Origin of the sequence: Microbacterium sp. ZW T5_45 (assembly GCF_044987415.1) — a bacterium.
GTDB lineage: Bacteria > Actinomycetota > Actinomycetes > Actinomycetales > Microbacteriaceae > Microbacterium.
Genome location: NZ_JBJDRJ010000003.1, coordinates 136,683 through 161,402, shown reverse-complemented (window position 1 = coordinate 161,402; position 24,720 = coordinate 136,683). Strand labels below are relative to the sequence as shown.

Annotated in this window: 23 protein-coding genes and 1 tRNA gene; 14 read left to right on the top strand and 10 right to left on the bottom strand. The window is 69.0% G+C overall.

What is annotated here, in order from left to right; genetic code table 11:
- Positions 1-120: 120 nt before the first annotated feature.
- The 4 genes from ACI3KS_RS02620 to ACI3KS_RS02605 all read right to left on the bottom strand — a co-directional run bounded on the left by ACI3KS_RS02620 (position 121) and on the right by ACI3KS_RS02605 (position 2,885).
- Positions 121-924, bottom strand: a complete 804-nt coding sequence (locus ACI3KS_RS02620; protein ID WP_404914894.1) for a DUF222 domain-containing protein — start codon at positions 922-924, stop codon at positions 121-123.
- A 129-nt stretch (positions 925-1,053) separates the two neighbouring features.
- Entirely contained in the window at positions 1,054-1,665 is a 612-nt protein-coding gene (locus ACI3KS_RS02615; protein ID WP_404914892.1) for a phosphoribosylanthranilate isomerase, read from the bottom strand.
- A 161-nt stretch (positions 1,666-1,826) separates the two neighbouring features.
- On the bottom strand, positions 1,827-2,693 hold the full coding sequence (locus ACI3KS_RS02610) for a MerR family transcriptional regulator (protein ID WP_404914891.1): 867 nt from the start codon (positions 2,691-2,693) through the stop codon (positions 1,827-1,829).
- A gap of 119 nt (positions 2,694-2,812) precedes the next feature.
- Positions 2,813-2,885, bottom strand: a tRNA-Ala gene (locus ACI3KS_RS02605).
- 122 nt (positions 2,886-3,007) lie between these two features.
- Between ACI3KS_RS02605 and ACI3KS_RS02600 the strand changes: the two genes are divergently transcribed.
- The 6 genes from ACI3KS_RS02600 to ACI3KS_RS02575 are packed head-to-tail and all read left to right on the top strand — an operon-like array spanning position 3,008 to position 7,814.
- Positions 3,008-3,448, top strand: coding sequence for a GNAT family N-acetyltransferase (locus tag ACI3KS_RS02600; RefSeq protein WP_404914889.1), 441 nt, complete (start codon positions 3,008-3,010; stop codon positions 3,446-3,448).
- Positions 3,449-3,482: 34 nt separating this feature from the next.
- On the top strand, positions 3,483-4,553 hold the full coding sequence (locus ACI3KS_RS02595) for an NAD(P)-binding domain-containing protein (RefSeq protein WP_404914887.1): 1,071 nt from the start codon (positions 3,483-3,485) through the stop codon (positions 4,551-4,553).
- A gap of 9 nt (positions 4,554-4,562) precedes the next feature.
- Positions 4,563-5,363 carry a DUF3592 domain-containing protein gene (locus tag ACI3KS_RS02590; protein ID WP_404914885.1) on the top strand — a complete coding sequence of 267 codons (801 nt, stop codon included), beginning with the start codon at positions 4,563-4,565 and terminating at the stop codon, positions 5,361-5,363.
- The gene (locus ACI3KS_RS02585) at positions 5,360-5,887 is read left to right on the top strand and encodes a hypothetical protein (protein ID WP_404914883.1); all 528 of its coding nucleotides are present in this window, start codon (positions 5,360-5,362) and stop codon (positions 5,885-5,887) included. The genes ACI3KS_RS02590 and ACI3KS_RS02585 overlap by 4 nt, the downstream gene beginning before the upstream one ends.
- A gap of 23 nt (positions 5,888-5,910) precedes the next feature.
- Positions 5,911-6,567, top strand: coding sequence for an NAD(P)H-binding protein (locus tag ACI3KS_RS02580; protein WP_404914881.1), 657 nt, complete (start codon positions 5,911-5,913; stop codon positions 6,565-6,567).
- A complete protein-coding gene (locus ACI3KS_RS02575; protein ID WP_404914879.1) occupies positions 6,567-7,814 on the top strand; it encodes a glycoside hydrolase family 3 N-terminal domain-containing protein in 1,248 nt (415 codons plus the stop codon). Before ACI3KS_RS02580 ends, ACI3KS_RS02575 begins: the two co-directional genes overlap by 1 nt.
- A 4-nt stretch (positions 7,815-7,818) precedes the next feature.
- Here the strand turns inward: ACI3KS_RS02575 and ACI3KS_RS02570 are convergent, their stop codons facing one another.
- Genes ACI3KS_RS02570 through ACI3KS_RS02560 form a run of 3 tightly spaced genes read right to left on the bottom strand, consistent with a single transcriptional unit; the run spans position 7,819 to position 10,376 of the window.
- Entirely contained in the window at positions 7,819-8,673 is an 855-nt protein-coding gene (locus ACI3KS_RS02570; protein WP_404914877.1) for a 3-methyladenine DNA glycosylase, read from the bottom strand.
- Position 8,674: 1 nt separating this feature from the next.
- Positions 8,675-9,700 carry an App1 family protein gene (locus ACI3KS_RS02565; RefSeq protein ID WP_404914875.1) on the bottom strand — a complete coding sequence of 342 codons (1,026 nt, stop codon included), beginning with the start codon at positions 9,698-9,700 and terminating at the stop codon, positions 8,675-8,677.
- A gap of 4 nt (positions 9,701-9,704) precedes the next feature.
- Complete coding sequence (locus tag ACI3KS_RS02560) at positions 9,705-10,376, bottom strand: DedA family protein (protein WP_404914873.1); 672 nt, start codon at positions 10,374-10,376, stop codon at positions 9,705-9,707.
- 41 nt (positions 10,377-10,417) lie between these two features.
- Between ACI3KS_RS02560 and pabB the strand changes: the two genes are divergently transcribed.
- The 7 genes from pabB to ACI3KS_RS02525 all read left to right on the top strand — a co-directional run bounded on the left by pabB (position 10,418) and on the right by ACI3KS_RS02525 (position 20,334).
- Positions 10,418-11,746 (top strand): aminodeoxychorismate synthase component I, encoded by a 1,329-nt coding sequence (gene pabB / locus ACI3KS_RS02555; RefSeq protein WP_404914871.1) that lies wholly within the window; start codon positions 10,418-10,420, stop codon positions 11,744-11,746.
- Positions 11,747-11,780: 34 nt separating this feature from the next.
- Positions 11,781-14,351, top strand: coding sequence for a leucine--tRNA ligase (gene leuS / locus ACI3KS_RS02550; protein ID WP_404914907.1), 2,571 nt, complete (start codon positions 11,781-11,783; stop codon positions 14,349-14,351).
- A 2-nt stretch (positions 14,352-14,353) separates the two neighbouring features.
- A complete protein-coding gene (locus ACI3KS_RS02545) occupies positions 14,354-15,217 on the top strand; it encodes a hypothetical protein (protein ID WP_404914869.1) in 864 nt (287 codons plus the stop codon).
- 93 nt (positions 15,218-15,310) lie between these two features.
- Positions 15,311-15,913, top strand: coding sequence for a helix-hairpin-helix domain-containing protein (locus tag ACI3KS_RS02540; RefSeq protein WP_404914867.1), 603 nt, complete (start codon positions 15,311-15,313; stop codon positions 15,911-15,913).
- Positions 15,914-16,258: 345 nt separating this feature from the next.
- A complete protein-coding gene (locus tag ACI3KS_RS02535) occupies positions 16,259-18,589 on the top strand; it encodes a ComEC/Rec2 family competence protein (protein ID WP_404914865.1) in 2,331 nt (776 codons plus the stop codon).
- 9 nt (positions 18,590-18,598) lie between these two features.
- On the top strand, positions 18,599-19,642 hold the full coding sequence (gene holA, locus ACI3KS_RS02530; protein WP_404914863.1) for a DNA polymerase III subunit delta: 1,044 nt from the start codon (positions 18,599-18,601) through the stop codon (positions 19,640-19,642).
- Positions 19,639-20,334, top strand: coding sequence for a histidine phosphatase family protein (locus tag ACI3KS_RS02525; RefSeq protein ID WP_404914861.1), 696 nt, complete (start codon positions 19,639-19,641; stop codon positions 20,332-20,334). Before holA ends, ACI3KS_RS02525 begins: the two co-directional genes overlap by 4 nt.
- Positions 20,335-20,421: 87 nt before the next feature.
- On the opposite strand, the gene rpsT is transcribed toward ACI3KS_RS02525, so the two are convergent.
- Positions 20,422-20,682: a 30S ribosomal protein S20 gene (gene rpsT / locus ACI3KS_RS02520; RefSeq protein ID WP_404914859.1), complete on the bottom strand. Its 261-nt coding sequence runs from the start codon at positions 20,680-20,682 to the stop codon at positions 20,422-20,424.
- A 2-nt stretch (positions 20,683-20,684) separates the two neighbouring features.
- Between rpsT and ACI3KS_RS02515 the strand changes: the two genes are divergently transcribed.
- Complete coding sequence (locus ACI3KS_RS02515) at positions 20,685-22,148, top strand: MFS transporter (protein ID WP_404914857.1); 1,464 nt, start codon at positions 20,685-20,687, stop codon at positions 22,146-22,148.
- Here the strand turns inward: ACI3KS_RS02515 and ACI3KS_RS02510 are convergent.
- Positions 22,090-22,821, bottom strand: coding sequence for an alpha/beta fold hydrolase (locus tag ACI3KS_RS02510; protein ID WP_404914855.1), 732 nt, complete (start codon positions 22,819-22,821; stop codon positions 22,090-22,092). The genes ACI3KS_RS02515 and ACI3KS_RS02510 overlap by 59 nt on opposite strands.
- 76 nt (positions 22,822-22,897) lie before the next feature.
- Complete coding sequence (locus ACI3KS_RS02505) at positions 22,898-24,613, bottom strand: ABC transporter family substrate-binding protein (RefSeq protein WP_404914853.1); 1,716 nt, start codon at positions 24,611-24,613, stop codon at positions 22,898-22,900.
- Between the last annotated feature and the right edge of the window lie 107 nt (positions 24,614-24,720).

Sequence of the window (24,720 nt, the reverse complement as noted above, 5' to 3'; positions counted from 1 at the left end):
CTCATCGGCCTCGAGCCTGTCCAACACCATGCGGACCGCACGGTCCTTGAACGCTTCCGGATACTTCGCGGGCATGTTCCCATCCTCTCGATAAAGGAACGGAACGAAACCCAGGGCGGTTCAGATCTCGGTGAGGAGTGTGTCGGTGGTGTCGTGGCCGGTGGGGGTGCCGGTGAGGACGAGGTCGGCGATGAGGTCGGCGCGGATCTCGTCCACGGTGCGGTCGTCTGCGTCGAACGGGATCCCGGCGGTGGTGGCGTCTCGTTTCGCTTTCTGGTTCTCTTCGCGGAGGCGGTGTGCCATTTGGGAGAGGCGGTCCATCATCGCGTGGATGAGCACGGCGGGGGCGTGGACGTGCAGGTCGGCCATGCCGTCGTCGGTATCCGCTGTCCAGACGCGTCGTTTCGGGCGTGCGGCCTTGTGACGGTCGTCGATGCTGCGGGGGTGGAAGCGTTCCGCGATCCTGTTCGCGATCGGCCGCAACCGGTTCGGGGACTCGACCTCGGCGAACGGCAGCACCGCCGCCGCATATGCCGCCCGCACGGCGTCGTCCTCCAGGTGGGAGCCGGCATCGATGATGACCCGGGCGTGGGCGGAGCTGATCCGCCCTGCCGCTTGTGCCTGCCAGACGGCGGGGAATCCGTCGACGAGCCAGGACGCGTCACCGATGCGGCGTTCGATCGTGCGATCACTGACCCGCAACCGTTGCCCGATCTCGGCCGCAACGGCCCGGATCGTCATGTCGCCCCGGTCGGGGTGCGCCCCCTGACGGGCGATATCCACGGCGACGCGACCGGCGAGCGCGAGCATCCCGTCCCGTGCGGCCATCATCGCGTTCAGGGTGGCATCGGCCGCGCTCAACGACTCGACCAGATCAGCCAACACGGCCATCTGCGAGTCCGACGCATCCACCAGAACCACCATGCGACGAGTACACCACCAACCACCGACATTCGAACAAAGAATCGACGGCTCCTGCAGTCGTGAAGATCACGACTGGATAACGAAAGGGGTGCACTGCGTCCGCGGCCGTTGTGAACGTCTGCGTTCGCGTTACGCGTCGACGGACCGAGCTGCCGCGATGAACCGCCAGATCAGCTCTGCATCCTTGACGCCCCGTTCCGACTCCACGCCGCTGGAGACATCCACCCCGGACGGGCGCGCAGCGCGCACCGCGTCGCCGACGTTGTCGGGGTCGAGGCCGCCAGCGAGGAGCCAGCGCCCTTCGATGGGGCCGTCCGCCAGTCCGCCGATGTCCCAGGTCTCACCCGAGCCGGGTACCGGCGAGTCGAGAAGCAGCGACTCCTCGCCCCACGCGCCGACCGGCTCGCCGCCGAAGTGCGCCAGCGATGTCGCGCGCCAGACGCGAGGAAAGAGCCCGGCGGCCGCTTCCAGGTCGGCGCGCGCATACTTCGGGCCGTGCAACTGCAGCACGTCGACACCGATGGTCGTGGCGAGTCGGACGGCGTCGTCGACGGCGAGATCGTTCACGACCAGCACCCGATCGGCGGACCGACCGGCATAGTCGCAGAGCGACCGAGCGGTATTGGGGGAGATGTTGCGCACGCTTCTCGTGCTGATGACCATCCCGACAGCATCCGCGCCGGCGTCGAGCGCCGCGCCGAGGGTCTCGATGGTCGACAGCCCGCAGATCTTCACGTACATGATCGCCTCCGATGTCCAGTGCGCCGGTCGTATCCGACGGGTGCACTAAGAGGCGGATCTTCGGATGCTGATCCTGTCGGCCGTCCGACGGGCAGAGTGAATCCCGCCAGCGCAGCGTGATGGTTCCTCGTCGATTCTAGGCACTCAGCCCAGCATGTGCGTCAGGCGGCGGGCCTCCTCGCGGCGATCAGGGCCGCGATCGGGGCCGGATCGCAGTACAACTCGTACCGTGCGATCCTTCCCTCCTCGTCGAACGTGACGACCTCGGTCTCGGGAAAGTCGAGCGCCTCGCCGAGGATCTCGAGCCGGTTGTTCATGCTGGCGAAGATGGTCGTGCCTGCAGCATCCGCTCCGCGTGTGAGCACGCGGCGCTCGACCAGCCTCCAATACGTCAGGACCTTCCTCAGGTCCGCGTCGACGGCTCCGACGCCCGCAGTCGCCGGCGAACCCATTCCTCCGAAGTAGACGACGCAGTCGTCGGCAAGGTAGGAGGTCATGGCGTCCCAGTCCTTCTGCGGTGAATCGAGATCGAGTGCCGCGATGGCCTCCCACCATGCCGAGAGGATCGCGTGCAGATCGGTCGCCGGCGCAGCCTCGGGCATGCGGTCCCGAGAATCTCGTTCCCTCGCCTGTGCTGCTCGGTAGCTGTCGATCTTCCGGTCGATGGCGGCGAGGTGCCGGTGCGTCTGATCGAGACGCTCGAGCACGCGTGCTCGGTGCTCCTGGAAGAACATCAGGCGCTCCTGCTCCGTGCCCTCGCGCCGACTCAGTTCCGCGATCACGCGGATGTCCGAGATCGGCATGCCGGTCTGGCGCAGCATCACCAGGCCCGAGATCCATGCCACGTCTCTCTCGCCGTATCGACGGCGACCGCCGGAGTCGCGCGGTGCCGCTTGGAGCATCAGGCCCTCGCGCTCGTAGTAGCGCAACGCCTCGACTCCGACGCCGATCGCCTCGGCGACCTTGCCGATCGGAAGTCCTTCGGGTGGTACGACGGCATCGACATCGGGCAGCAGCAGATCGGACATGCCCTCATTGTTCAACCTGTTGCGCGCTACAGGTCAAGCGCTGGAGCCGCTTCTTGAGGTCGATGTCCGTGGCTCGTGCCCGGAAACGCAAAAACCCGCGATTTCTCGCGGGTTTTTCGTGGACCTGAGGGGACTCGAACCCCTGACCCCCTGCATGCCATGCAGGTGCGCTACCAGCTGCGCCACAGGCCCATCTCGCTGCCCGAACCTTCCGGAGCAACTCGAAAAGCGTACTACAGGAATCGCCGCCACCGCCAATCGGCCCGGCGATCCCGGGCGCGTCGGCCGGGCATCGCTGCCCGTACGCTGGAGCGATGGCCAGCATCCACCCGATCACCGCCGCCGACCTCGACGACTGGACGGAGCTCTGGAACGGCTACCTGACGTTCTACGAGGCGAGCGTGCCGGATGCCGTCACCGGGGAGACCTTCCGTCGACTCGTGGCCGACGCCGAGCTCCACGGAGCGATCGCCCGCGACGACGACGGCCGCGCCATCGGGATCGTGCACTGGCTCACGCACGCCGCCACCTGGACCACCAGCCACTACACGTACCTCGAAGACCTGTTCGTCGCACCGGACACCCGAGGCGGGGGAGTCGGACGTTCCCTGATCGCCCACGTCACCGACTGGGCGCGCGAGCACGGGTCGACCAAGGTGTACTGGCTGACCCAGGAGAGCAACGAGACGGCCCGCCATCTGTACGATCGGGTCGCCACGCACAGCGGTTTCACCCACTACCAGATCGAGCTCTAGGAACAACGCCGAACCCGGAACCGTTGGGATCAGGGTGAGCATCTTCGACAGCATCGTGATCGGAGCCGGCCAGGCCGGACTCTCGGCGTCGTACCACCTCACCCGCCTCGGCATCCGCCACGTCGTCCTCGATGCTGACGCCGAACCCGGCGGGGCATGGCGACACCGCTGGGACGCTCTCACCATGCGCGACGTCCACGGCGTCGCCGAGCTCCCCGGCGATACGCCCCCGCCTCGCGACGGCCAGCGCGCGAACGTCGCCGTACCCGCCTACTTCGGCGCCTATGAGCGCGCGCACCGGCTTCCGGTGATCCGCCCGGTCCGCGTCGACCGCGTCCAGGACGACGACGGCGTCCTCGTGGTGCACGCCGGCGACCGGCGATGGCGCGGCCGCACCCTCGTCAACGCCACCGGCACCTGGACGCATCCGTTCCTCCCGCACTACCCCGGCATGGAGACGTTCCTCGGCGAGCAACTGCACACCGTCGATTACCCGGGACCTGAGCAATTCATCGGCAAGCGCGTGCTGGTCGTCGGAGGTGGCGCGTCTGCCGTGCAGTTCCTCGGTGCTCTCGCGCCGCTCACCGACACCATCTGGGCGACCCGACGCGAGCCGGTCTGGCGCACCGACGACTTCACTCCCGAGGCGGGAGCCGCCGCCGTCGCCCTCGTCGAGAAGCGCGTCGCGAAGGGTCTTCCTCCGGAGAGCGTCGTCAGCGTCACCGGGCTCATGCTGCGGCCCCAGGAGCAGGAGGCGGAGCGCCTCGGGGCGTACGCGGACCGGCGTCCGATGTTCAGCCGTATCGAGCCGGACGGCGTTCGCTGGGCCGATGGATCGTTCGAACCCGTCGACGTCATCCTCTGGGCCACGGGCTTCCGCCCGGCGATCGCGCACCTCGCACCGCTGCATCTGCGCTCCGCTGCCGGCGGCATCCAGTTGGATCGCCACGGACGTGGCACGACAGCGGTGGCCGATCCGCGCATCCAGCTCGTCGGCTACGGTCCCTCGGCCAGCACGATCGGCGCCAACAGGGCCGGTCGGTCGGCCGCGAAGGGCGTGCAGCGGATCCTCGAGGGAGAGCGCGAGACCGTCGACGCTCGCTAGCCTGGACGCATGCTGCGCATCGTCTTCCTCGTGGTCTGGCTGCTGCTGTCGGCATGGCTCGTGATCTGGACCGGCGAAGGTCTCTTCGGGGTCGATCAACGGCACTCGATTCTTCCGTTCGCCGGCGAGGACACGCTGGGCGCCCCGATCCTCATCGGCGTGGCCTGGGGGATCATCGGGTCCCTCGGCGGAGTGATGAGCGGCTTCCGTGGGATCAGTCGTGGTCGTGCAGCCCGGGGCGAGACCCGACTGGGCGTCGGCCGGATCGTCAGGATCGATCGCACGGGGACGGAGATCAACGACGTCCCCCAGTACGACGTCTTCGTCCGCGTCACACCCCCCGAGGGCGAGGAGTTCGTCGGCCAGATGCGGATGCTGATCGACGCGAGCGACATCGCGAGCCTCCAGGTCGGGCAGCCGGTACCGGTGCGATACGACCCCGCGCGTCCGGACGTCGTCGAGCTCGCGGACCTGCGCGACCCCGAGGTGCGGGAGGCGATGCTGCAGTGGCGAATCGCCCGGGGCCTCATCCCGCCGCATCTCGTCCGCGCTCGCACCACGGGTATCCAGGTGCCCGCATCGGTGCTCGCCATCCGCCCGACCGGGCGCCGCCTCGAAGGCCAGAGCGAGCTCGCTCTCTCGGTGCTGATGGCGCCGGAGGGAGGAGCGACCTGGGAGGCCGACACGACCGTGTTCGCCTACCCGGAGGCGATCTCCCGCTTCCAGGTCGGCTCCCCGATCTGGGCCTTCTATCGACGCGAGGATCCGCAGACCGTCGCCGTCACGATCGAGAAGGAGCCCACACGATGAACGTCGCCGACACGCTGATCTGGCTGCTGAACTTCCCGGCGTCGCACGCGTACGCGATGGTGTTCATCGCCGGCTTCTCGATCCTCGGTCTGTTCGCCGCCTCGTCGCGGGGCGCGATCCCCGGTGCGGCGCTGCGCATCGTCCGCGAGAGCGAGGGGCTCGCCGCCGACGAGCCGCGGAGGACCGAGAGCCTCCTCGGGCGGGCACGTCGCCTCCTCTTCCGGGTGCTCGCATTCGTCATGCTGGCGAACCTCGTGATCGGCATCCTCAGTCTCACCGGCGTGCCGCTGACCCGCGCCTACATCCATGAGCACGGCATACCCACGACGGCGACGATGGACGGCGACTGGGTGACGTTCTCGACGACCGCTGGCGTCGAGTACACGCTCGAGAGCAACTTCTTCAGCCCTGCCGTGTACCCCGACCGCGACGTCTACCTCCCCAGCGGAGAGCCGGTCGTCGTGCGCTACCTGCCTGACCATCCCCAGGCCTTCGTGATCGACAGCACGCAGACCCCGCGCTGAGCAGCACGCGTAGGCTGGATGGCATGTCTCGTGTCATCGTCTTCGGCGGCCACGGTCGCATCGCCCTCCTGCTCGCTCCGCTCCTCGTCGCTCGCGGCGACGAGGTCACCTCCGTGATCCGCAACCCCGACCATGTCGCCGACGTCGAAGCCGGCGGCGCCACGGCGCTCGTCGCCGACATCGAGAACATCGACACCGAGGGACTCGCCGACATCCTCCGTGGTCACGACGCAGTCGTCTGGTCGGCGGGTGCGGGCGGGGGAGACTCCGGCCGCACCTACGCTGTCGATCGCGACGCGGCGATCCGCTCGATGGATGCCGCGGTGCTCGCCGGCGTGCGTCGCTATGTCATGGTCTCCTGGCTCGGATCCACCGCCGATCACGGCGTACCCGAGGACGCCGCGTTCTTCCCCTATGCGGACGCGAAGTGGGCAGCGGATGAGCATCTGCGCTCGGTCGATCTCGATGGCACGATCCTCGGCCCAGGCACCCTCACGTTCGACGAGCCCACGGGGCGCATCCAGATCGACCCAGCGGGGCGCGGCGAGGTGACCAGGGCCGACGTCGCCGCGGTTATCGCCGCGACCATCGCCGACCCGTCGACGATCGGCAGGACGCTGCGCTTCGGCAACGGCGACCCCGAGAGCGCCGTCGCCATCGCGGACGCCTTCTCGCACTGATGACGGCCACCCGCGCCACGGCGGTCGGGCGACGGGCGGTCGTGCTTCTCGGAGCGGTTCTCGCGGTGCTCTTCGCCTCGGCATCGACATCGGCGCAGGCCGAGCTCGTGCAGCCCGCCCCTGTGCAGCCCGCCCCCGCGCAGGCGACCACCGCGCAGGCCACCACCGCGCAGACCTCGCCAGCTCGCAGCGGCCCCGAGGCCCGTGCGGCAGAGCTCGTCGCCGCGATGCCCACGAGTGCGCAGGCCGCGAGCGTGATCATGGGGCACATCCCGAGCACCGATCCGACGGCGCTGCGTGCCTACATGGCGCAGGGGTTCGGCGGCTTCCTGCTCATGGGAGCCAACATCCCGACGACCCTGCAGGAGCTGGCGGGCCTCAGCGCGGCGCTCGTCCTGGACTCCGCCCTCCCTCCGCTCATCGCCGTCGACCAGGAGGGCGGCCTGGTGTCGCGGCTCGCCGGCGACGTGTATGCCGCATCGACGACGCTCAAGGCGCTGCCGGTGGACGAGACCTCGATCGCGTTCACCGGTCGAGGAGCACTCGTCGCCCAGGCAGGCATCACGGTCGATTTCGGGACGATCGCCGACGTGACAGCGGATCCCGGGTCGTTCATCTTCGGACGCGCTCTCGGAACCGACCCGCAGAGCTCCGCCGACAGGGTCGCCGCGGCGACCGTCGCGCAGGAGCAGTTCCTCGCATCGACGCTCAAACATTTCCCCGGCCACGGTGCGGCACCCGGGGACTCGCACCATGCGATCCCGAGCACGGAGAAGAGCCTCGAGGAGTGGCGGACGAGCGATGCGCTGCCGTTCGCCGCCGGCATCGACGCGGGCGCATCGCTGCTCATGTTCGGTCATCTCTCCTACACCGCGGTCGACTCGGCTCCCGCCTCGCTGTCGCCCGCCTGGCATCGGATCGCCCGGGAGGACCTCGGATTCGACGGAGTGATCGTCACGGACGATCTCGGGATGCTGCTCTCCTCCGGCATCTCCGCCTACAGCGACCCGGTTGCGAACGGCGTGAGCGCCCTCGCCGCCGGCAGCGATCTCCTGCTAATGGTCGCCGGATCCACACCCGAGACCGCGGGGCAGATGGCTGCGGGCATCACTGCGGCGGTGCAGAGCGGCGCTCTGCCCGCGGAGAGACTCGCGGATGCTGCGACACGGGTGCTCGCACTGCGGCTGAGCGCGTCGGCTGCGAGCGCGGAGTGGACGGTGTGCCCGACGTGCACCCCCGCCGGGTGAGCCCTCAGGCGGCGATCGGCGCCCCGAGCCATGCCTCCAGCAGCGCGCTGCGCAGAACAGCACCGCGGTCGGCGAAGACCCGCTGACGCCGTACGTACTCGGCCTTGCCCTCCGACGTCTCGATCCGCACCGGGACGACGCCCCAGGCAGAGAGGTCGTAGGGTGCTGCCTCCATGTCGAGGAGGCGGATGTCGCGGCCGAGCTCGAACGTGTCGAGAAGCAGCTCGCCGGGGATCAGCGGGCCGAGCTTCGTCGCCCACTTGTACAGGTCCATCCCCGCATGCAGACACCCCGGCTGCTCGAACAGCGGCTGGTCGTCGCGGGTCAGCGGGGTGCGGTTGAGGGGAACCGCATCGGGGGTGAAGAAGCGGAACGCGTCGAAGTGTGTGCAGCGCAGGTCGTGATCCTCGACCACCGCGTCGGTGCCCGTTCGCCCCAGGCGCAGCGGGACCGGATGGCGGTTCTCGTCCTGGCGGTAGACCATGGCCCATTCGTGCAGGCCGAAGCATCCGAACTGCCCGGGGCGAGACGCCGTGCGTCGCAGCATCCGTTCCACGAGCGCAGCGAGCTGCGGCTTGTCATCCGCGAACATCGCGGCATCGGGAACCGCCCCCGATGACCCGGCCGACGCGTACCAGCGCCAGTCGCGACGCTCGACGGCATCGTCGAGCGCGATGCCGGCACCGGGGTGCCACCGCCGCAGCTGCGCGGGCTTGTACCCGTAGTAGGTGAACAGGAAGTCCCAGACCGGATGCTTCTCGCGTCGAGCCGCACGCTCGCGGTGGTCGGCGGTGAGAGCATCCGCTCGCTGCTGATGGGCCTGCTCGCGGCGCGTCCACTCGGCTCGGGAGAGCATCATCTCAGTGCAGGATGCCGGCTTCGCCGAGCAGATCCCGCAGGCCTGCGCCGTCCTCGGCGCTGACCCAGGGGGCGACGTGCTCGGAGTGCGGCTCCTTGCCCGCGCGGCCTCCGGCGAGCACCGCCTCCGCCGGAAGCAGACGTCGGATCGCGACTCCCGCGACCGACGATGGGTGCTCGGACATGAACTCCGAGTAGATGGCCTCGTCGTGCTGGCCGTCGTCGCCGATCAGGAGCCACTTCACGTGCGGGAACTCGGTCGCGAGCCGCCGCAGGTTGGTGAGCTTGTGCTCACGGCCACTGCGGAACCAGCGGTCGTGCGTGGGACCCCAGTCGGTGAGGAGCATCGACCCGTTGGGGAAGAGGTGTCGGCCGAGGAACCTCCGCAGCGTGGGCGCGACGTTCCAGGCACCGGTGGAGAGATAGACCATGGGAGCACCCGGATGCTGCCGCAGGAGCTGATCGAGCAGCACCGCCATCCCTGGCACGGGCAGTCGCGCGTGCTCGTCGACGACGAACGAGTTCCATGCCGCGATGAAGGGACGGGGGAGCGCCGTCACCATGACGGTGTCGTCGACGTCGGAGAGCACGCCGAATCTCGTGTCGGCGGCGACGATGAACGCCGTGGCCTCGACGGGCGGCTGTCCCTCGACCGAGACGGTGAAGCTCTGCCAACCCGCGGGGAGGTCGGCATGGATGACCGCGTCGACCACGCCGCCGCGATCGGCGACGACATCGTGCATGGTGTCGCCGATGCTTACGGTGACCTTCGCGAAGCTCACCGGGATCCCGACGAAGCTGCGCCAGCCCCGCACGCTGGCGAGATCGCCGTTCTTCGTCCGCCGCTGCGGCGGCACGATGAGCACTCGACCGACGACGCGCACCCAGCCCGGTCCGCCGTAGCCGGGGAAGGGCACGATCGTCGCCGACCGCCCGCGACGGCGCGCACGCCCTTCACGCCACACGTGGAAGCGGTGCTCGAGGCGCGCGAACCAGTGGATCCGGGGGGCCGAGGATGCAGAGGCCATTGCCTCAGTCTTTCACGTCGGGATCCGTCTCCGCGTCGCCGATGTGGAGATGACGGGCCTCGGAGCGGGCGATCAGTTTCTTGCCGAGGAAGATGAGCAGCAGGAACGCGGCGATCACGCCGACGAAGATGTACCCGGCGAAGTGCACCTGGTCGACCAGCTCCAGGAAGCTCCCCGCAGCGAGAGACGTGATGCTCACATACGCCGCTGCCCAGATCAGGCACGCCGGGGCGGTCCACGCGAGGAATCGCCGATAGGAGTAGTGACTCATCCCCACGGTGAGGGGGACGAGCGAGTGCAGCACAGGCAGGAACCGGGAGAGGAAGATCGCGATGCCTCCGCGCCGGGCCAGGTAGGTCTCGGCGCGGACCCAGTTCCTCTCGCCGATCTTCCGCCCGACCCAAGACCTGCGGATGCGGGGACCCAGCCAACGCCCGAGCACGAAACCGATGCTCTCGCCGATCAGCGCGCCGACGACGACGGCGGCCACCATGGCCACCGCCTCGATCGGACCCTCGACGCCCATGGACGCGATGATCACGACGGTGTCGCCGGGGAAGATCAGGCCGATGAGAATGCTCGTCTCGAGCATCACAGCCGCAGCGGCGATCAGGGTGCGCGCGACGGGATCGATCGACTGGACGGTGTCGAGGATCCAGAGCAGGAAGGCATCCACGTCACGAGACTACGGGAGGGCGCCGCCTCTAGGCTGGCAAGGTGCCCGAGCCTCTGACCACCCGCGCTCTGGACGCCGCTCGCCTGCCGAACGGGGGACTCGACACCACTGCGCTCTTCCTCGCTCTCGCGGGTTCATTCGAGGACGTGTTCTGGCTGGACGCGGGCTCCGACGCGGCGAAGGGTTGGAGCTTCCTCGGCACCGGGGTGCGTGATGCCGCCCCACGGGATGTGCGACTGGACACGACAGATCACGGCGGCATCCCGTTCACGGGCGCCATCCCCTTCAGCGGCGGCTGGGTCGGCTGGTTCGACTACGAGACCGGCGCAGGCCGAGCCGGCGCGCCCACTGCGCCGGCCGACGGCGGGGCGTGGCTGCGCACCACGCGCATCGCTGCGATCGAACACTCCACAGGTCGGGTCTGGGCGCTCGCCGCGGACGACGAGCTCGAGGAATGGGCCGCGTTCGTCGCGGAGCCGAGAGCGGCGGCATCCGTCGAACCGATCGGGATCACGGAGGATGCGGACGCGCGCCACACACCCGCGCAGTACCGGGAACTCATCGAACGGTGCCGGGACCACATCCGCGCGGGCGCCGCCTACCAGCTCTGCCTCACGACGAGGTTCACCGTCCCGGGGGAGCACGATCCGGTCGCCGCGTACCTGCGACTCCGATCCGAGACACCCGCGCACCATGGCGGGTTCCTCCGTATCGGGGGGCGTGCGCTGCTCAGCGCGAGCCCCGAGCAGTTCCTCGACGTCAGGGGAAGCGCCGTGCGCACGAAGCCGATCAAGGGCACCCGCCCGCGGGGCGCCGACACGGAGACGGATGCCGCGCTGGCCGCGGAACTCGTGGCCGATGAGAAGGAACGCGCCGAGAACGTCATGATCGTCGACCTCATGCGCAACGACCTCTCCCGAGTGTGCGTGCCCGGGAGCATCCGTGTCGATGCGCTCTGGCAGGTCGAGAGCTACCCGGCCGTGCATCAGCTCGTCAGCACGGTCAGTGGAACCGTCGCGCCCGGGACCACGCTCGCCGATCTGCTCGAGGCGGCGTTCCCCGCCGGGAGCATGACGGGGGCGCCGAAGCTGTCGGCGATGACTCTTCTGCACGACCTCGAGGGCGGCCCGCGCGGGATCTACGCCGGATGCTTCGGATACGTCGGTGCGAACGGTGCGCTCGATCTCGCGATGGTGATCCGCAGCATCGTCGTCGATGCTGATCAGGCCGTCGTCGGTGCGGGCGGCGGGATCACCTGGCGATCGATCGCCGCTGCGGAGACCGCGGAGGTCGCCATCAAGGCCAGAGCCCCGCTGGCCGCGCTGGGGGCCCGAACGCCCGCGCTCTGGCGTTCGGATATCCTGAACTGATCCCGGTTTTCCTCCCAGATTGGTCGTGCGTTCGTTGTCTGAGAACCTGTCCTCCGCTCCCGTCAACGACGAGGGTCCTTCCGCTCACGCCATCCAGGCCAAGTGGCAGAAGTACTGGGCGGAGAACCAGACGTTCCTCACGGGCGGAGCCGACGACACCCGCCCGCGTCGATACGTGCTGGCGATGTTCCCCTATCCCTCGGGCGACCTGCACATGGGGCATGCGGAGAACTACCTCTACTCCGACATCGTCGCGCGCTTCTGGCGCCATCGCGGCCACAACGTCCTGAACCCGATCGGGTGGGACTCGTTCGGTCTGCCGGCGGAGAACGCCGCCATCCGCCGGGGTGCCGACCCCAAGGAGTGGACCTACCAGAACATCGCGCAGCAGAAGACGGGTTTCCAGTCCTACGGCGTCTCGTTCGACTGGACGCGCGTGCTGCACACCTCCGACCCGGAGTACTACCGCTGGAACCAGTGGCTGTTCCTGAAGATGCAGGAGCGGGGGCTGGCCTACCGCAAGAAGAGCCCCGTGAACTGGTGCCCGAACGACCAGACGGTGCTCGCGAACGAGCAGGTCGTCGACGGTCGCTGCGAGCGCTGCGGCGCCGAGGTCGTGAAGAAGAAGCTCACGCAGTGGTACTTCCGCATCACCGACTACGCCGACCGTCTGCTCGACGACCTGAACCAGCTCGAGGGCCGCTGGCCGTCGAAGGTGCTGCAGATGCAGCGCAACTGGATCGGTCGCTCGATCGGCGCCGACGTCGACTTCCGCATCGAGGGACGGGACGAGCCGGTGACGGTGTTCTCGACGCGCCCCGACACCCTGCACGGTGCGACGTTCTTCGTCGTCGCACCGGACGGAGAACTGGCCGGCGAGCTGGCCGCCGAGGCTCCTGCGGAGGTGCGCGAGCGCTTCCAGAGCTATCTGTCGGACGTGCAGAAGAGCACCGACATCGACCGTCAGGCGACCGATCGTCCCAAGACCGGCGTCTTCCTGGAGCGCTACGCCATCAACCCCGTGAACGGCGAGCGACTGCCGATCTGGGCCGCGGACTACGTTCTCGCGGATTACGGCCACGGCGCCGTGATGGCGGTTCCCGCCCACGACCAGCGCGACCTCGACTTCGCGCGGGCGTTCGACCTGCCCGTGAAGATCGTCGTCGACACCACCGCACCGGTCACCGGCGCGATGCCCGTGATCGAGGTCGACGACGAGGGCGTGCCGATCGACACCGGCCTCGATGACCAGCATCCCTCGGTCACCGGCATCGCGCTGACGGGCGAGGGCCGCCTGATCAACTCGGGTGAGCTGAACGGCCTGTCCAAGCGCAACGCGATCGCACGGGCGATCGAGCAGCTCGAGGCCTCCGGCACGGGCCGCGCCGCGAAGAACTACCGACTGCGCGACTGGCTGATCTCGCGTCAGCGCTTCTGGGGCACCCCGATCCCGATGCTGCACGCCGAGGACGGCCGGATCATCCCGGTGCCCGAAGAGCAGCTGCCCGTCACGCTGCCGAGCGTCGAGGGTCTGGACCTGTCGCCGAAGGGCGCATCGCCGCTGGGCGCGGCCGAGAGCTGGGTGCGCACCGTCGACCCCGAGACCGGTGACCCCGTGCTGCGCGACCCCGACACGATGGACACGTTCGTCGACAGCTCGTGGTACTTCCTGCGCTTCCTCTCGCCGAACAGCGACACGTTCGCGTTCGACCCGAAGGAGGCAGCGCGCTGGGCTCCCGTCGACTCGTACATCGGCGGCGTCGAGCACGCGATCCTGCACCTGCTGTACGCGCGCTTCATCACCAAGGTCCTGTTCGACATGGGCCTGATCGACTTCACCGAGCCCTTCTCGAACCTCATCAACCAGGGCATGGTTATCCTCAACGGCACGAAGATGTCGAAGAGCAAGGGAAACCTCGTCCTGTTCCAGGACGAGCTCGACGCGCACGGCGCCGACGCGCTGCGCGTGGGTCTCGCCTTCGCCGGACCGGTCGAGGACGACAAGGACTGGGCCGACGTCTCGACCACGGGTGCACAGAAGTTCATCGCCAGGGCCCTGCGGATCGCCGGCGAGGTGTCGAGCCCCGTCGACGTCGTGTTCGACGGGGGAGACGCCGCGCTGCGCCGTGCCACGCACAGGCTGCTGGCCGCGGCACCGGCGCTGGTCGAGCAGACGAAGTTCAACGTGCTCGTCGCCCGGCTGATGGAGCTCGTGAACATCACCCGCAAGACGATCGACGCCGGTCCCGGCGCCGGCGATCCCGCGGTGCGCGAGGCCGCCGAGACCGTCGCCGTGATGCTCGACCTCATCGCTCCGCATTCGGCGGAGGAGATGTGGGAGATCCTCGGGCACGAGCCCTCCGTCGGCCTCGTCACCTGGCGCTCGGCGGACCCCGAGCTCCTCATCGAGGACTCCGTCACCGCGGTGGTGCAGGTGGGCGGAAAGGTGCGCGCTCAGCTCGAGGTGTCGGCGCGCATCGGTGAGGCGGAGCTCGAAGCCCTGGCCCGCGCCGATGAGAGAGTGATCCGGTCGATCGGCGATCGGGAGATCGTCAAGGTCGTCGTCCGAGCGCCGAAGATCGTCAGCATCGTCGTCAAGGGCTGAGCATGGCCGAGGCGGAGCGGGACAGCGCGTGGCGCGATGAACTGATCCGCCTCGGCGGCAGCATCCATCAGGACGATGCCCCGCCACTCAGCGATGAGGAGGATGCGGTCCAGCAAGCCGGCATTCAGCGGTATCTCGCGATGCTCGACGTCTTCGACTTCGAGGAGCTCGTCGATCAGGACACGATCGAGGCGATCCTGTGGTCGCTGCACGCGATCGACGACTACGGCATCTACGAGGCCGCGTACGGTGCGCTGTCCCTCGCGGACGAGATGGCGCTGGGGCGGGCGTTCGCGCAGGTGCTCCCCGAATGGCTGCGGACGCGCGGTGATCACGACAGCATCGCCGCGGCGATCTGGCTGCTCGTCGAGCGCGACACCACTCGGGCGGAGTTCGCGCGCGGCGCCGCAGGCTGGGCGCCGGACGAGCGGAGCCTGGTCCTCGCTGCGCTGGCCAGGTGGGACCGCGATGTCGAGGGGTGGACACCGGTCGCGGCAGCTCTCGGGGTACCGGTTCGTGAGAGCGTGGCCGACCCGCTCCCTGCCGACTGGCCCGCGGACTGGACCGCGGCTGCGGTCGCGTTCCGTGACGACGGACGGGTGGATCGTGCCTGGCTCGACGAGGGCGACTTCGCGAGCAACTTCCCCCGTGTGCTCGCGCTCCTGGAGATCGACCACGGAGACCGGTGGCGGGAGGTTCCCGACCTGCTGAATCCGCTGCTCGTGCGTCGACGGGACGCAATCCCCGCGTTCGTCGATGCCTTGGCCGAGGTCCCCTCGGCGCGCCGCGACCGGATCCTCGGGGCGATCGATTCGGCCCGGCCCGAGACGGCCGACGCTCTGAGGTCTCTGCTCGCGCAGCGCTGACCGCTCGTCCCCAGCGCCCCGGGGTTCGCGGGTTCTGCACGGAGTGTGTTCTTCCGCCCACACAGTGTCGCCGGCGCGACATACCGTGGGCGTGTGCCAGCGACAGCGTCCACCGCATCACCCGTGCGGCGCGCACGGGTGAGCATCGGTGCGGCCGTCGTACTGGGTCTCATCGTGCTCTCGATCGCCGTGGGCGTCGGGATCATGCGCGGTCAGGCGGCTCCGTCGGAGACCGTTCCCCTCGGATCGGATGCCGCGACGACAGCGCCGTCCGGCGAGCTCTACGTCCACGTGCTGGGCGCCGTTCATCAGCCGGGTCTCTACGTGCTGGACCTGGATGCCCGGCTCGTCGACGCGATCGCCGCGGCGGGTGGAACGACGGATGACGCGGATCTCACGGCGATCAACCTCGCGCGCCTGCTCACGGACGGCGAACAGATCATCGTTCCCGTCATCGGTGCGGTCGACACCGCGCCCGGTACGGAGGACCCGGCGTCGTCCGACGGCCTCATCGATCTCAACTCGGCGGATCAGTCCGCGCTGGAGGCCCTGCCGCGCATCGGACCTGCACTGGCCCAGCGCATCATCGACTGGCGCGAACAGAACGGACGCTTCACGTCAGTGGACGATCTTCTTGCGGTGCCGGGGATCGGAGAGAAGCTGCTCGCCGGCATGAGGGATCTCGTCCGGGTCTGATCCTGACCCCCGGATGGGGGCAAAGGTGGTCAAGAGGGTGGAGAACACGCGAATATATCGCTCAAGATCCTCCGTCGTTTCCTCGTGGCGACGTGTGATCTCCGGACCGTGAGTTGGGGCCTACTCCGGTCCGATCGGTTCGAGGAAGTCTCGCGGTGATGCTCTCCCTTCTCCGCGCTCCTCGAACCTCCGCCCACGGGTGCCTCCCCGCGCCCGTGGGCGGGCCCTCGTCGCCTGCTGCTCGAGAATCGTGCACAGTCGGCGTTCGCGGGGAACTCTGCACCACTCGCGGCGGATCGCGGTGATGTCGGATTCGGGCGCGGGCGCGGGCTCTAGCGTGGCGCCATGGATGACGGACGGGATCGGCGTGACCTGCGGCTGCTGCCGGTCGCGGTGTGCGTCTGGGGCTCCGCGCTCCTCGGCGTCTTCGTTCCGTCGTCGGCCGCGATCGCCCTGCTCTCGTGCCTTCTCGGGGCTGCGATGGGCGTGGTGCTGCTGGTCATCGCCGGTCGCCGCAGCGGAGCGCGTCGTGGCGGCCTTCCGATCGTCGTCCTCGTCGCGGCGGCCGCGGTGTCTCTCTCCGTCGTGGCGGCGATGCCGTCGAGAACCGCGGCCGCCGAGGTGGATGGTCGCGTGGTGGAAGTGGTCGCCGAGATCTCGTCGTCGGCATCGATCGGCCGCGACGGACGGCTGTGGTTCGACGCCGAGACCTCGAGCATCGGTGGGCGGAGCATGCCGGCAGCGGTGGTCGCGCCGGTGCGGATCGGCGTCGACCCCGCTGACGGCTTCGACCTCGGCGCGCGCATCCGTGTCGTGGGCGAGGCGCTCGGGACGGATGCCGGTGAACGTGCGGCGCTCGTCGTGTTCGCGTCCGAGGCGGAGGTCGTCCGTCCGGCGGAGGGCGTGTTCGCGGTCGCGGCGGATGCGCGCACCGCCTTCATCGAGCGGGCGACCAGGCTCCCCGAGCCCGGGGCCGGCCTGCTGCCCGGACTCGCGGTCGGCGACACGAGAGCGGTCTCGACCGAACTGAACGACGACATGCGCGCGAGTGGCCTCAGCCACTTGACCGCCGTCTCCGGGGCGAACTGCGCGATCGTGGTCGGTGCGGTGTTCTGGATCGTCGCACTCGGCGGCGGCGGTCGCGGGCTCCGCGTGACTCTCGCGGCGGCCGCGCTGGGAGCGTTCGTCGTACTGGTGACCCCCGAGCCGAGCGTCATCCGTGCTGCCGTGATGGCCGGAATCGCCATGCTGACGGTGCTGCTCGGGCGCCCCAGTGCGGGGGCCGGGCTGCTCGCCCTGTGCAGCATCGGCATCCTGATCGGTGACCCCTGGCTGTCCGCGACGCCGGGGTTCGCCCTCTCGGTCGCGGCGTCTGGAGCGCTGATCCTGCTCGCGTCCCCGCTCGCGCGGGGCCTGGAGCGTGCGATGCCGAGGACCGTGGCTCTCGCGATCGCCGTTCCGCTGGCCGCGCAGCTCGTGTGCGGGCCGATCATCGCCCTGTTCGCAGAGCAGCAGTCGCTCGTCGGTGTCGCTGCCAACATGATCGCCGGGCCGGCCGCACCGATCGCGACGGTGATCGGCCTGCTCGCATGTCTCGCCGCTCCCTTTCCTGCGCTCGCCGATCTCCTCGCCGCGGCGGCCTGGCTGCCCTCCGCTTGGATCGCGATGACCGCTCACATCAGCGCGGGACTGCCGCTCGCTCAGATCACGCTCGTGCCGGGCATGGGAAGCGCACTGCTCGTCGCCGTGGTGAGCGGGGCTGTCGCGGTCGTGCTCGCCCGTGCGCGCGGGGGAGGGACGCCGCTGCCGGTCTGGACGCGGCGCATCGCCGGCGCGGTCGTCGTCATCGTCGTGTCCGCATCGGCCGGGCAGCTGCTGCTGCGAGGTCCGCTCGCCACCGCCACCACTCCGGACGGATGGGCCATCGCCGCCTGCGACGTCGGTCAGGGCGACGCACTCGTGGTCCGCTCGGAGGGCATGATCGCGCTCATCGACACCGGCCCCGACCCCGAGCCGCTCCGTCGATGCCTGCAGGAACTCGGCGTCACACGCATCGACCTTCTGGTGCTGACGCATTTCGATCTCGATCATGTCGGCGGGACTTCGGCGGTCGAAGGCATCGCCATGCAGGTGCTGCACGGTCCGACGGCCTCGACGGACGACGAACGCATTCTCGCCGACCTCGCGGACGGCGGCGCCAGACTCGTCGACGCAGCGGCCGGACTCGAGGGTGCGCTCGGCGCGGCGAGGTGGCGCGTGCTCTGGCCGCTGCGCTCATCGGCGGTCTTCCCCTCGGGCAACGACGCGAGCGTGATCCTCGAGATCGCGGGCGGTCAGGTGCCGCGATCTCTGTTCCTCGGCGACCTCTCCGCAGAGTCGCAGCGGATGCTGATGCGCACGGCGCGACTGGGATCGGGCTTCGCCGTCGTGAAGGTGGCCCACCATGGGAGCGCCGATCAGGAACCCGACCTGTACGAGTCGATCCGGCCGACCGTCGCGGTCATCAGCGTCGGTGAGGACAACGACTACGGGCACCCGCGCCAAGAGATCCTCGACGTGCTCGACGCGATCGGCGCCCACGTGCTGCGCACCGATCAGCGGGGGCGCATCCTGCTCGGCATGCGCGAGGATGAGCTCGAGGTCTGGACGGAGAAGAGCGTCGGAGCCCCCGGGTAGGCTGAGACCATGGCAGGTTCCCGCACATCCGCACGTGGCGGCGCCAAGCCGAGCAAGATCCCCCAGGTGTCGTGGCGCGACCCCCGACCGGCACCCGTGGTCCTCGTCTCCGGGCCCGAGGAGGTCTGTGCCGAGCGCGCGATCGCGGGAGTTCGCGACTATCTCCGCGCCGAGGATCCAGCGCTCGAGGTGAGTGACGTGCGCGCCGACGACTATGCGCCCGGCACGTTGCTCGCGCTCACCTCGCCCTCGCTCTTCGGCGAGCCGCGGCTCGTGCGGGTGTCCGGCGTCGAGAAGTGCTCCGACGCCTTCCTGCAGGAGGCCGTCGCCTATCTCGAGCATCCGCAGGACGGTGCGACCGTCATCCTTCGGCACACGGGTGCGACTGTGCGGGGCAAGAAGCTCCTCGATGCTCTGCGTGCGGGCTCCGGCGGCGGGATCGAGATCGCCTGCCCGGCGATCAAGCGTGACGGAGAACGCGTCGACTTCGCTGCCGGCGAGTTCAAGGCCGCCAAGAAGCGCATCGCACCGCCCGCGCTCCGGGCCCTCGTCTCGGCGTTCGCCGACGACCTCACCGAACTCGCGGCCGCCTGCCAGCAGCTCATCGGTGATGTCGACGGCGACATCACCGAGGACGTCGTGACCAAGTACTACGGCGGACGAGTCGAGGTGTCGGCGTTCGTCGTCGCCGACACCGCGATCGCCGGCCGCTACGGCGAAGCCCTGATCGCTCTGCGCCACGCTCTCGCGTCGGGCGCCGACCCCGTGCCGATGGTCGCTGCCTTCGCGATGAAGCTGCGGGGCATGGCCAGAGTCGCCGGCAACCGCGAACCCAGCAGACAGCTCGCCCAGCGCCTCGGCATGAAGGACTGGCAGGTCGACCGGGCACGGAGAGACCTCGCCGGGTGGAACGAGCGTTCGCTCGGCATGGCGATCCAGGCCACGGCTCGTGCCGACGCCGAGGTCAAAGGTGCCTCCCGCGACCCGATCTTCGCGCTCGAGCGCATGGTCACCATCATCGCCACTCGCGAGCCCTTCGGAGGAGAATCATGAAGCTGCTGCTGATCCGGCACGGCCAGACCCCCAGCAACGTCAGCGGAGCCCTCGACACGGGGCGCCCAGGGCCGGGACTCACCGGTTTCGGCCACGTGCAGGCGCAGGCTGTGCCCGCGGCCCTGACCGGTGAGCGCATCGACGCGATCTACGTCTCGCCGCTCGTGCGCACGCAGCTCACTGCGGCGCCGCTCGCCGCCGCGCGCGGACTCGAGACCGAGGTGATCGAGGGCCTCGAGGAGATCTCGGCGGGCCGATGGGAGATGCACACCGATCGCGAGGCGGTGCTCGACTACGTCGACACCGCTCGTCGGTGGCTCGCCGGCGACCTCGATGCGGCGATCGACGGCGGGGAGAGTGGAACCGAGTTCTTCGCACGCTACGACGCGGCGATCGAACGCATCGCCGCGGCTCACGTCGGAGGGGCGGCCGTCGTCGTCAGCCACGGCGCCGCCATCCGGGTGTGGGCCGCCGCGCGCATCATCGACGTCGATCTCGAGGCATCCGCGCACTGGTGGCTGCACAACACGGGCATGTGCGCGCTCGAGGGCGACCCCGAAAACGGTTGGCGCCTCGTCCGCTGGGAGGAGGAGCCCCTCGGCGGACTCGATCTGGAGGATCCCGCAGCCAACGACGTCCCCGCAGAGCCGGTGGGGGAGCCGGGCGAACCCGTGCAGACGCCCTGGGCGTGACCCGTTAGCGCAGAAGTCGCCGACCGAGGACGAAGAGAAAGGGCCCGTCTCCGTGAGGAGACGGGCCCTTTCTCTTCAGTCGGATGCTCAGAGAGCGGCGACCTGCTTGGCGATGGCCGACTTGCGGTTCGCAGCCTGGTTCTGGTGGATGACACCCTTGCTGACGGCCTTGTCGAGCTTGCGGGTCGCCTTCTTCAGAGCGGCCTCGGCAGCAGCCTTGTCGCCGGAGGCGACGGCGGCGCGGGTGGCGCGGACGTGCGTCTTCAGCTCGCTCTTGACGGCCTTGTTGCGCTCGCGAGCCTTCTCGTTGGTCTTGTTGCGCTTGATCTGCGACTTGATGTTTGCCACGTGTGGACACTTTCTGTACGGAGTTGTTCGGAGTGCCGGAGGTAGAAGAGGGCTACCGCACGGCGGTCGTGAGGGAAGAACCCACACGCAAGCCAAGAGTCAATGCTACCAGCATCCGTCCGGAACACCCTAAACGGCTCGACCGTCGACGGAGCGGCGCTCGAGCGGAACACCGCGCCGGGAGGAGAATCATCGGAATACCCGCCCCGATGATGAGGAGACCGATGAGCGCTGCTGTGAGGGTCGGCCCACGATGGATGGTTCCGTTCACCCTGGCCTGGCTCGCGATCTGGACGGTGCAGCTCACCCCGGTGCAGCTCCTCCTCCCGCTGCAACTCGACACCTCCGGCGCGGACTGGGTGAGCGGAGTCGTCTCGTCGGGGCTCGTGCTGGGAATCGGCGGCCTCGCGGGTGTCGTCGCCGGTCCGCTGGCCGGGGCTCTCTCCGATCGCACCGCGCCAGGGCGTCGCCGGCGTCGGATCTGGGCGCTGGGCGGTGTGTGGACCACGGCGGTGTTCCTCGTGCTCACCGGGTTCGTCGACGGCGCCTGGGCGGTCGGGGGCTCCTGGGTCGGCGTCTCGATCGGTGTCGCGGTGTCGTCGGCGGCGTTCACCGCACTCATCGCCGATCAGCTCCCGTCCAGTCAGCGCGGAGCGGCGTCCGCCGCGGTCGGATCGAGCCAGGCGGTCGGCGTCGTGCTCGGGGTCGGGCTCGTCGTGCTGCTCGGACTCGGGATCCGCGACGGCTACGTCCTGCTCGCCGTGCTCATCGGCGTCATCGGAACGGGGACAGCGCTGCTGCTCCCGGACCCGCCGGCCGCCGCACCGAGCGCCGCACAGACGCGTACGTCCCGCACGTCATCATTGCGCGATCGCGACTTCGCGTGGATGCTCTCGGGGCGACTCGTCACGAACATCGGCAATGCGCTGGGAACCTCCCTCTTCCTCTTCTTCCTCATCCACGGCCTGGGGCAGCCGAATGCGCTGGCGCAGGACAACCTGCTCCTCCTCATCGTCGTGTACACGCTGTTCGTCGTGGCGGCCTCCGTCGTGACGGGAATCGTGTCCGACCGCACAGGACGTCGTCGAGGCCTGGCCGTCGCGGCGACCCTCGTACAAGCGGCATCCGGAGTCGTCATCGCCATCGTCCCGACCTTCGAGGCGACGCTCGTCGCCGCGGCGCTGATGGGTGCGGGCTACGGCGCGTTCTCGACCGTGGGGCTGGCCTTCGCTGCCGATCTGCTCCCGGACGAGAAGGACCACGCGCGCGATCTGGGCATCGTCACCGTGACAGCGGCGCTGGGACAGCTCATCGGGCCCGTGCTGGGGGCGGCGCTCGTGGCCCTCGTCGGCGGGTTCTGGCTCGTCTTCACGGCCGCAGCGGTGTTCTCCGTCGTCGGTGGCGTGCTCACATCGCGGGCGAGGCCTGCTCCAGAGTCGCGATCGCGAGCCGCAGTACCGCATTGAACACCCGCGGACGCATCGCCGTGACGAGGTGCGTCGTGCGGGGGACGACGATGAGTTCCGCATGCGGGGCGAGGCGCTGGAAGAGAGCCTCGTTGATGCGCAGCTGGTCGTACTGGCCGTTCACGAACCACAGCGGGATACGGATGCGTTGCACCGCGGGGGCGAGATCGAGGGTGGACAGGCTGCGCAGCGCGGCATCCTGCGCGTCGAGCGCGTACCCGCCGGCCGCGAAGTCGTCGCGGTTCTCCGGCGGGATCGTCGCCGTGATCACTCGACCGGCGAGCCACAACCCGCGGTCGGGCAGCGAGTTCAACGCGCCGGCCAGCAGCCTGTAGGTCGCCAGATTGGCACCATGGGGGAGTGCCGTGCACGATGCTGCGATGAGCCCGTCCACCGGAGGCTTCTGAGCCCCGCCGGTGTAGGCCAGCGAGAGCAGACCACCCATGGAATGCCCGGCCAACAGCACCGGGCCCTGCTCCGCCGCCGCACGCACGGCCGCATCGATCGTGTGCAGGGCTTCGTGCAGCGTGAAGTCCTCACGGATCCGCGTGCCGTGACCGGGCAGGTCGACCGCGGTGGCCGGGACACCCGCTTCCTCCAGGAACGCGAGCTGCGATCGCCACATCGTCGCGGACGTGCGGATGCCGTGGACGAGCACGATCTGGACGGTCACGCGTTCAGCATAGATCCGGCATATGAGAGGCGGGGCCGGTGGATGACCACCGACCCCGCCTGCTGTGCACGGGTGCTTACTTCTCCCAGCCCAGGTCCTCCACCGGCGTGACGCCGAAGAGGTCGAGGCCCACGTACGGCTCCGGGGTGAGGTTCGCGAGGCCGTCCTGCACGACGTAGATGGACGGGCCGCTGTACAGCGGGATGACGCCCCAGGTCTCTTCGATGATCTCGGGCTCGAGCTTCATCGCGGCGGCGGTCCAGCTCTCGGCGTCGGTCTGCGACTCGACGTCGGAGGCGAGCTTCTCGTCGATCTCCGCCGAGCCGGTGCCCGACAGGTTGAGGCCGCTGTCCGAGCCGTAGAGCTGGCTCATCCAGGCCGGTCCGAACGGGTCGGAATCGGTGAAGCGAAGGCTGAAGATGTCCCAGTTCTTCGTGTTGAAGTCGTCGGAGAAGTCGTTCGTCGAGCGGACGTCGATCTGCACGTCGATGCCGATCTCCTTCTGCTGCGCCTGGAGCGACTTCGCGAGCGCCTCCTGCACGGGAGTGTTGCTGAAGATCGGGTACGTGACCGTGAACTTCTCGCCGTCCTTCTCACGGATGCCGTCGTCGCCGACCTTCCATCCGGCGTCGTCGAGGAGCTTCTTGGCCTCTTCCTGGTCGTACTTCAGACCCGCCTCGCCGAACGCGTCGACGTAGCCGTCCTGGAACGAGTACATGTTGAGCGATCCCGCGACGGGCTCCTCGTAACCGAGGCCCTTCCACGCGATCTGCTTCTGCTGGTCGATGTCGACACCGAGGAAGAACGCCTTGCGCACGTTGATGTCCTCGAACTGCGGCTTGTCTGCGTCGACCATGAGCACGGTCTTCGCGGTCTGCTGCGCGCGTCGCACGACGGCACCGTCGACATCGGAGACCTGCTTCAGGCGGTCTTCGCTGTTGGCCTCGACCTGGTCGATCTCACCGTTGCGGAACGCGTTGATCGCCGCGTCGTCCTCGAGTGCCTGGAAGGTCACCTTGTCGAGCTTGGGAGCATTGCCCCACCACTCGGGGTTCGGCGTGAACGAGACGAAGCCGCTGTTCGCGTCGAACTCGTCGACGACGTAGGGGCCGGCGCCCCACTCGGAGTTGAGGTTGCCGATGTACGCGTTGTTGAAGGTCTCAGCATCCGCGTGCTTCGGGTTCAGCACGCCGCCGGTGAGGAAGGCCATGGACGGCCAGGCGTAGATGCCGTCGAAGGTGACGACGGCGGTCTTGGCGGTGTCGCCCTGCTCGACCGAGGCGATCTGCTTGTACCCGTCGGTCGCATTGGGGTTGAACCCCTCGTCGTACGAGCGGTTCGCCTTCCATGTGGCGTCGATGGCGGTCCAGTCCATGTCGGTGCCGTCGTTGAAGTGCGCCTTGTCCGTGAACGTGAACGTGATCGTGGTGTTGCCATCGACCTCGCCGATCTCGTAGGCGTCGAGGTAGGCGTCGTTCTTGGACACCTCGCCCTCGGGCGTGACGAGCAGGATCTGCGGCATGAAGTAGTACCACAGGCGTGCGGTGTCAGCGCTGGCGTCGCTGTTGAAGGCGTTCAGCTGCTCCGGGACCTCCTGGATCTCGAAGTGGACCTCTCCGCCGTCCTGGACGTTGTCGCGGGGCTGGGGATTGTAGTCCGCGGTCTTGGTCTCGACGGTCTCTCCGCCATCGTTCCCGCCGCCGGTGTTGCCGGATCCGCTCGCGCAACCGGCGAGGGCGAGTGCGAGGACGCCGCTGATCGCGACCGCCCCCCACAACTTGTTGTGCTTCATGGTGCTCCTTCCGCCTTTCGGCGATGTCATACAGGGAAGCCTAAAACCGGCTATCGGCATGCGCAGGGGGTCGCAGTGAATGCCGCTTAACCGTTATCGGACGGTGA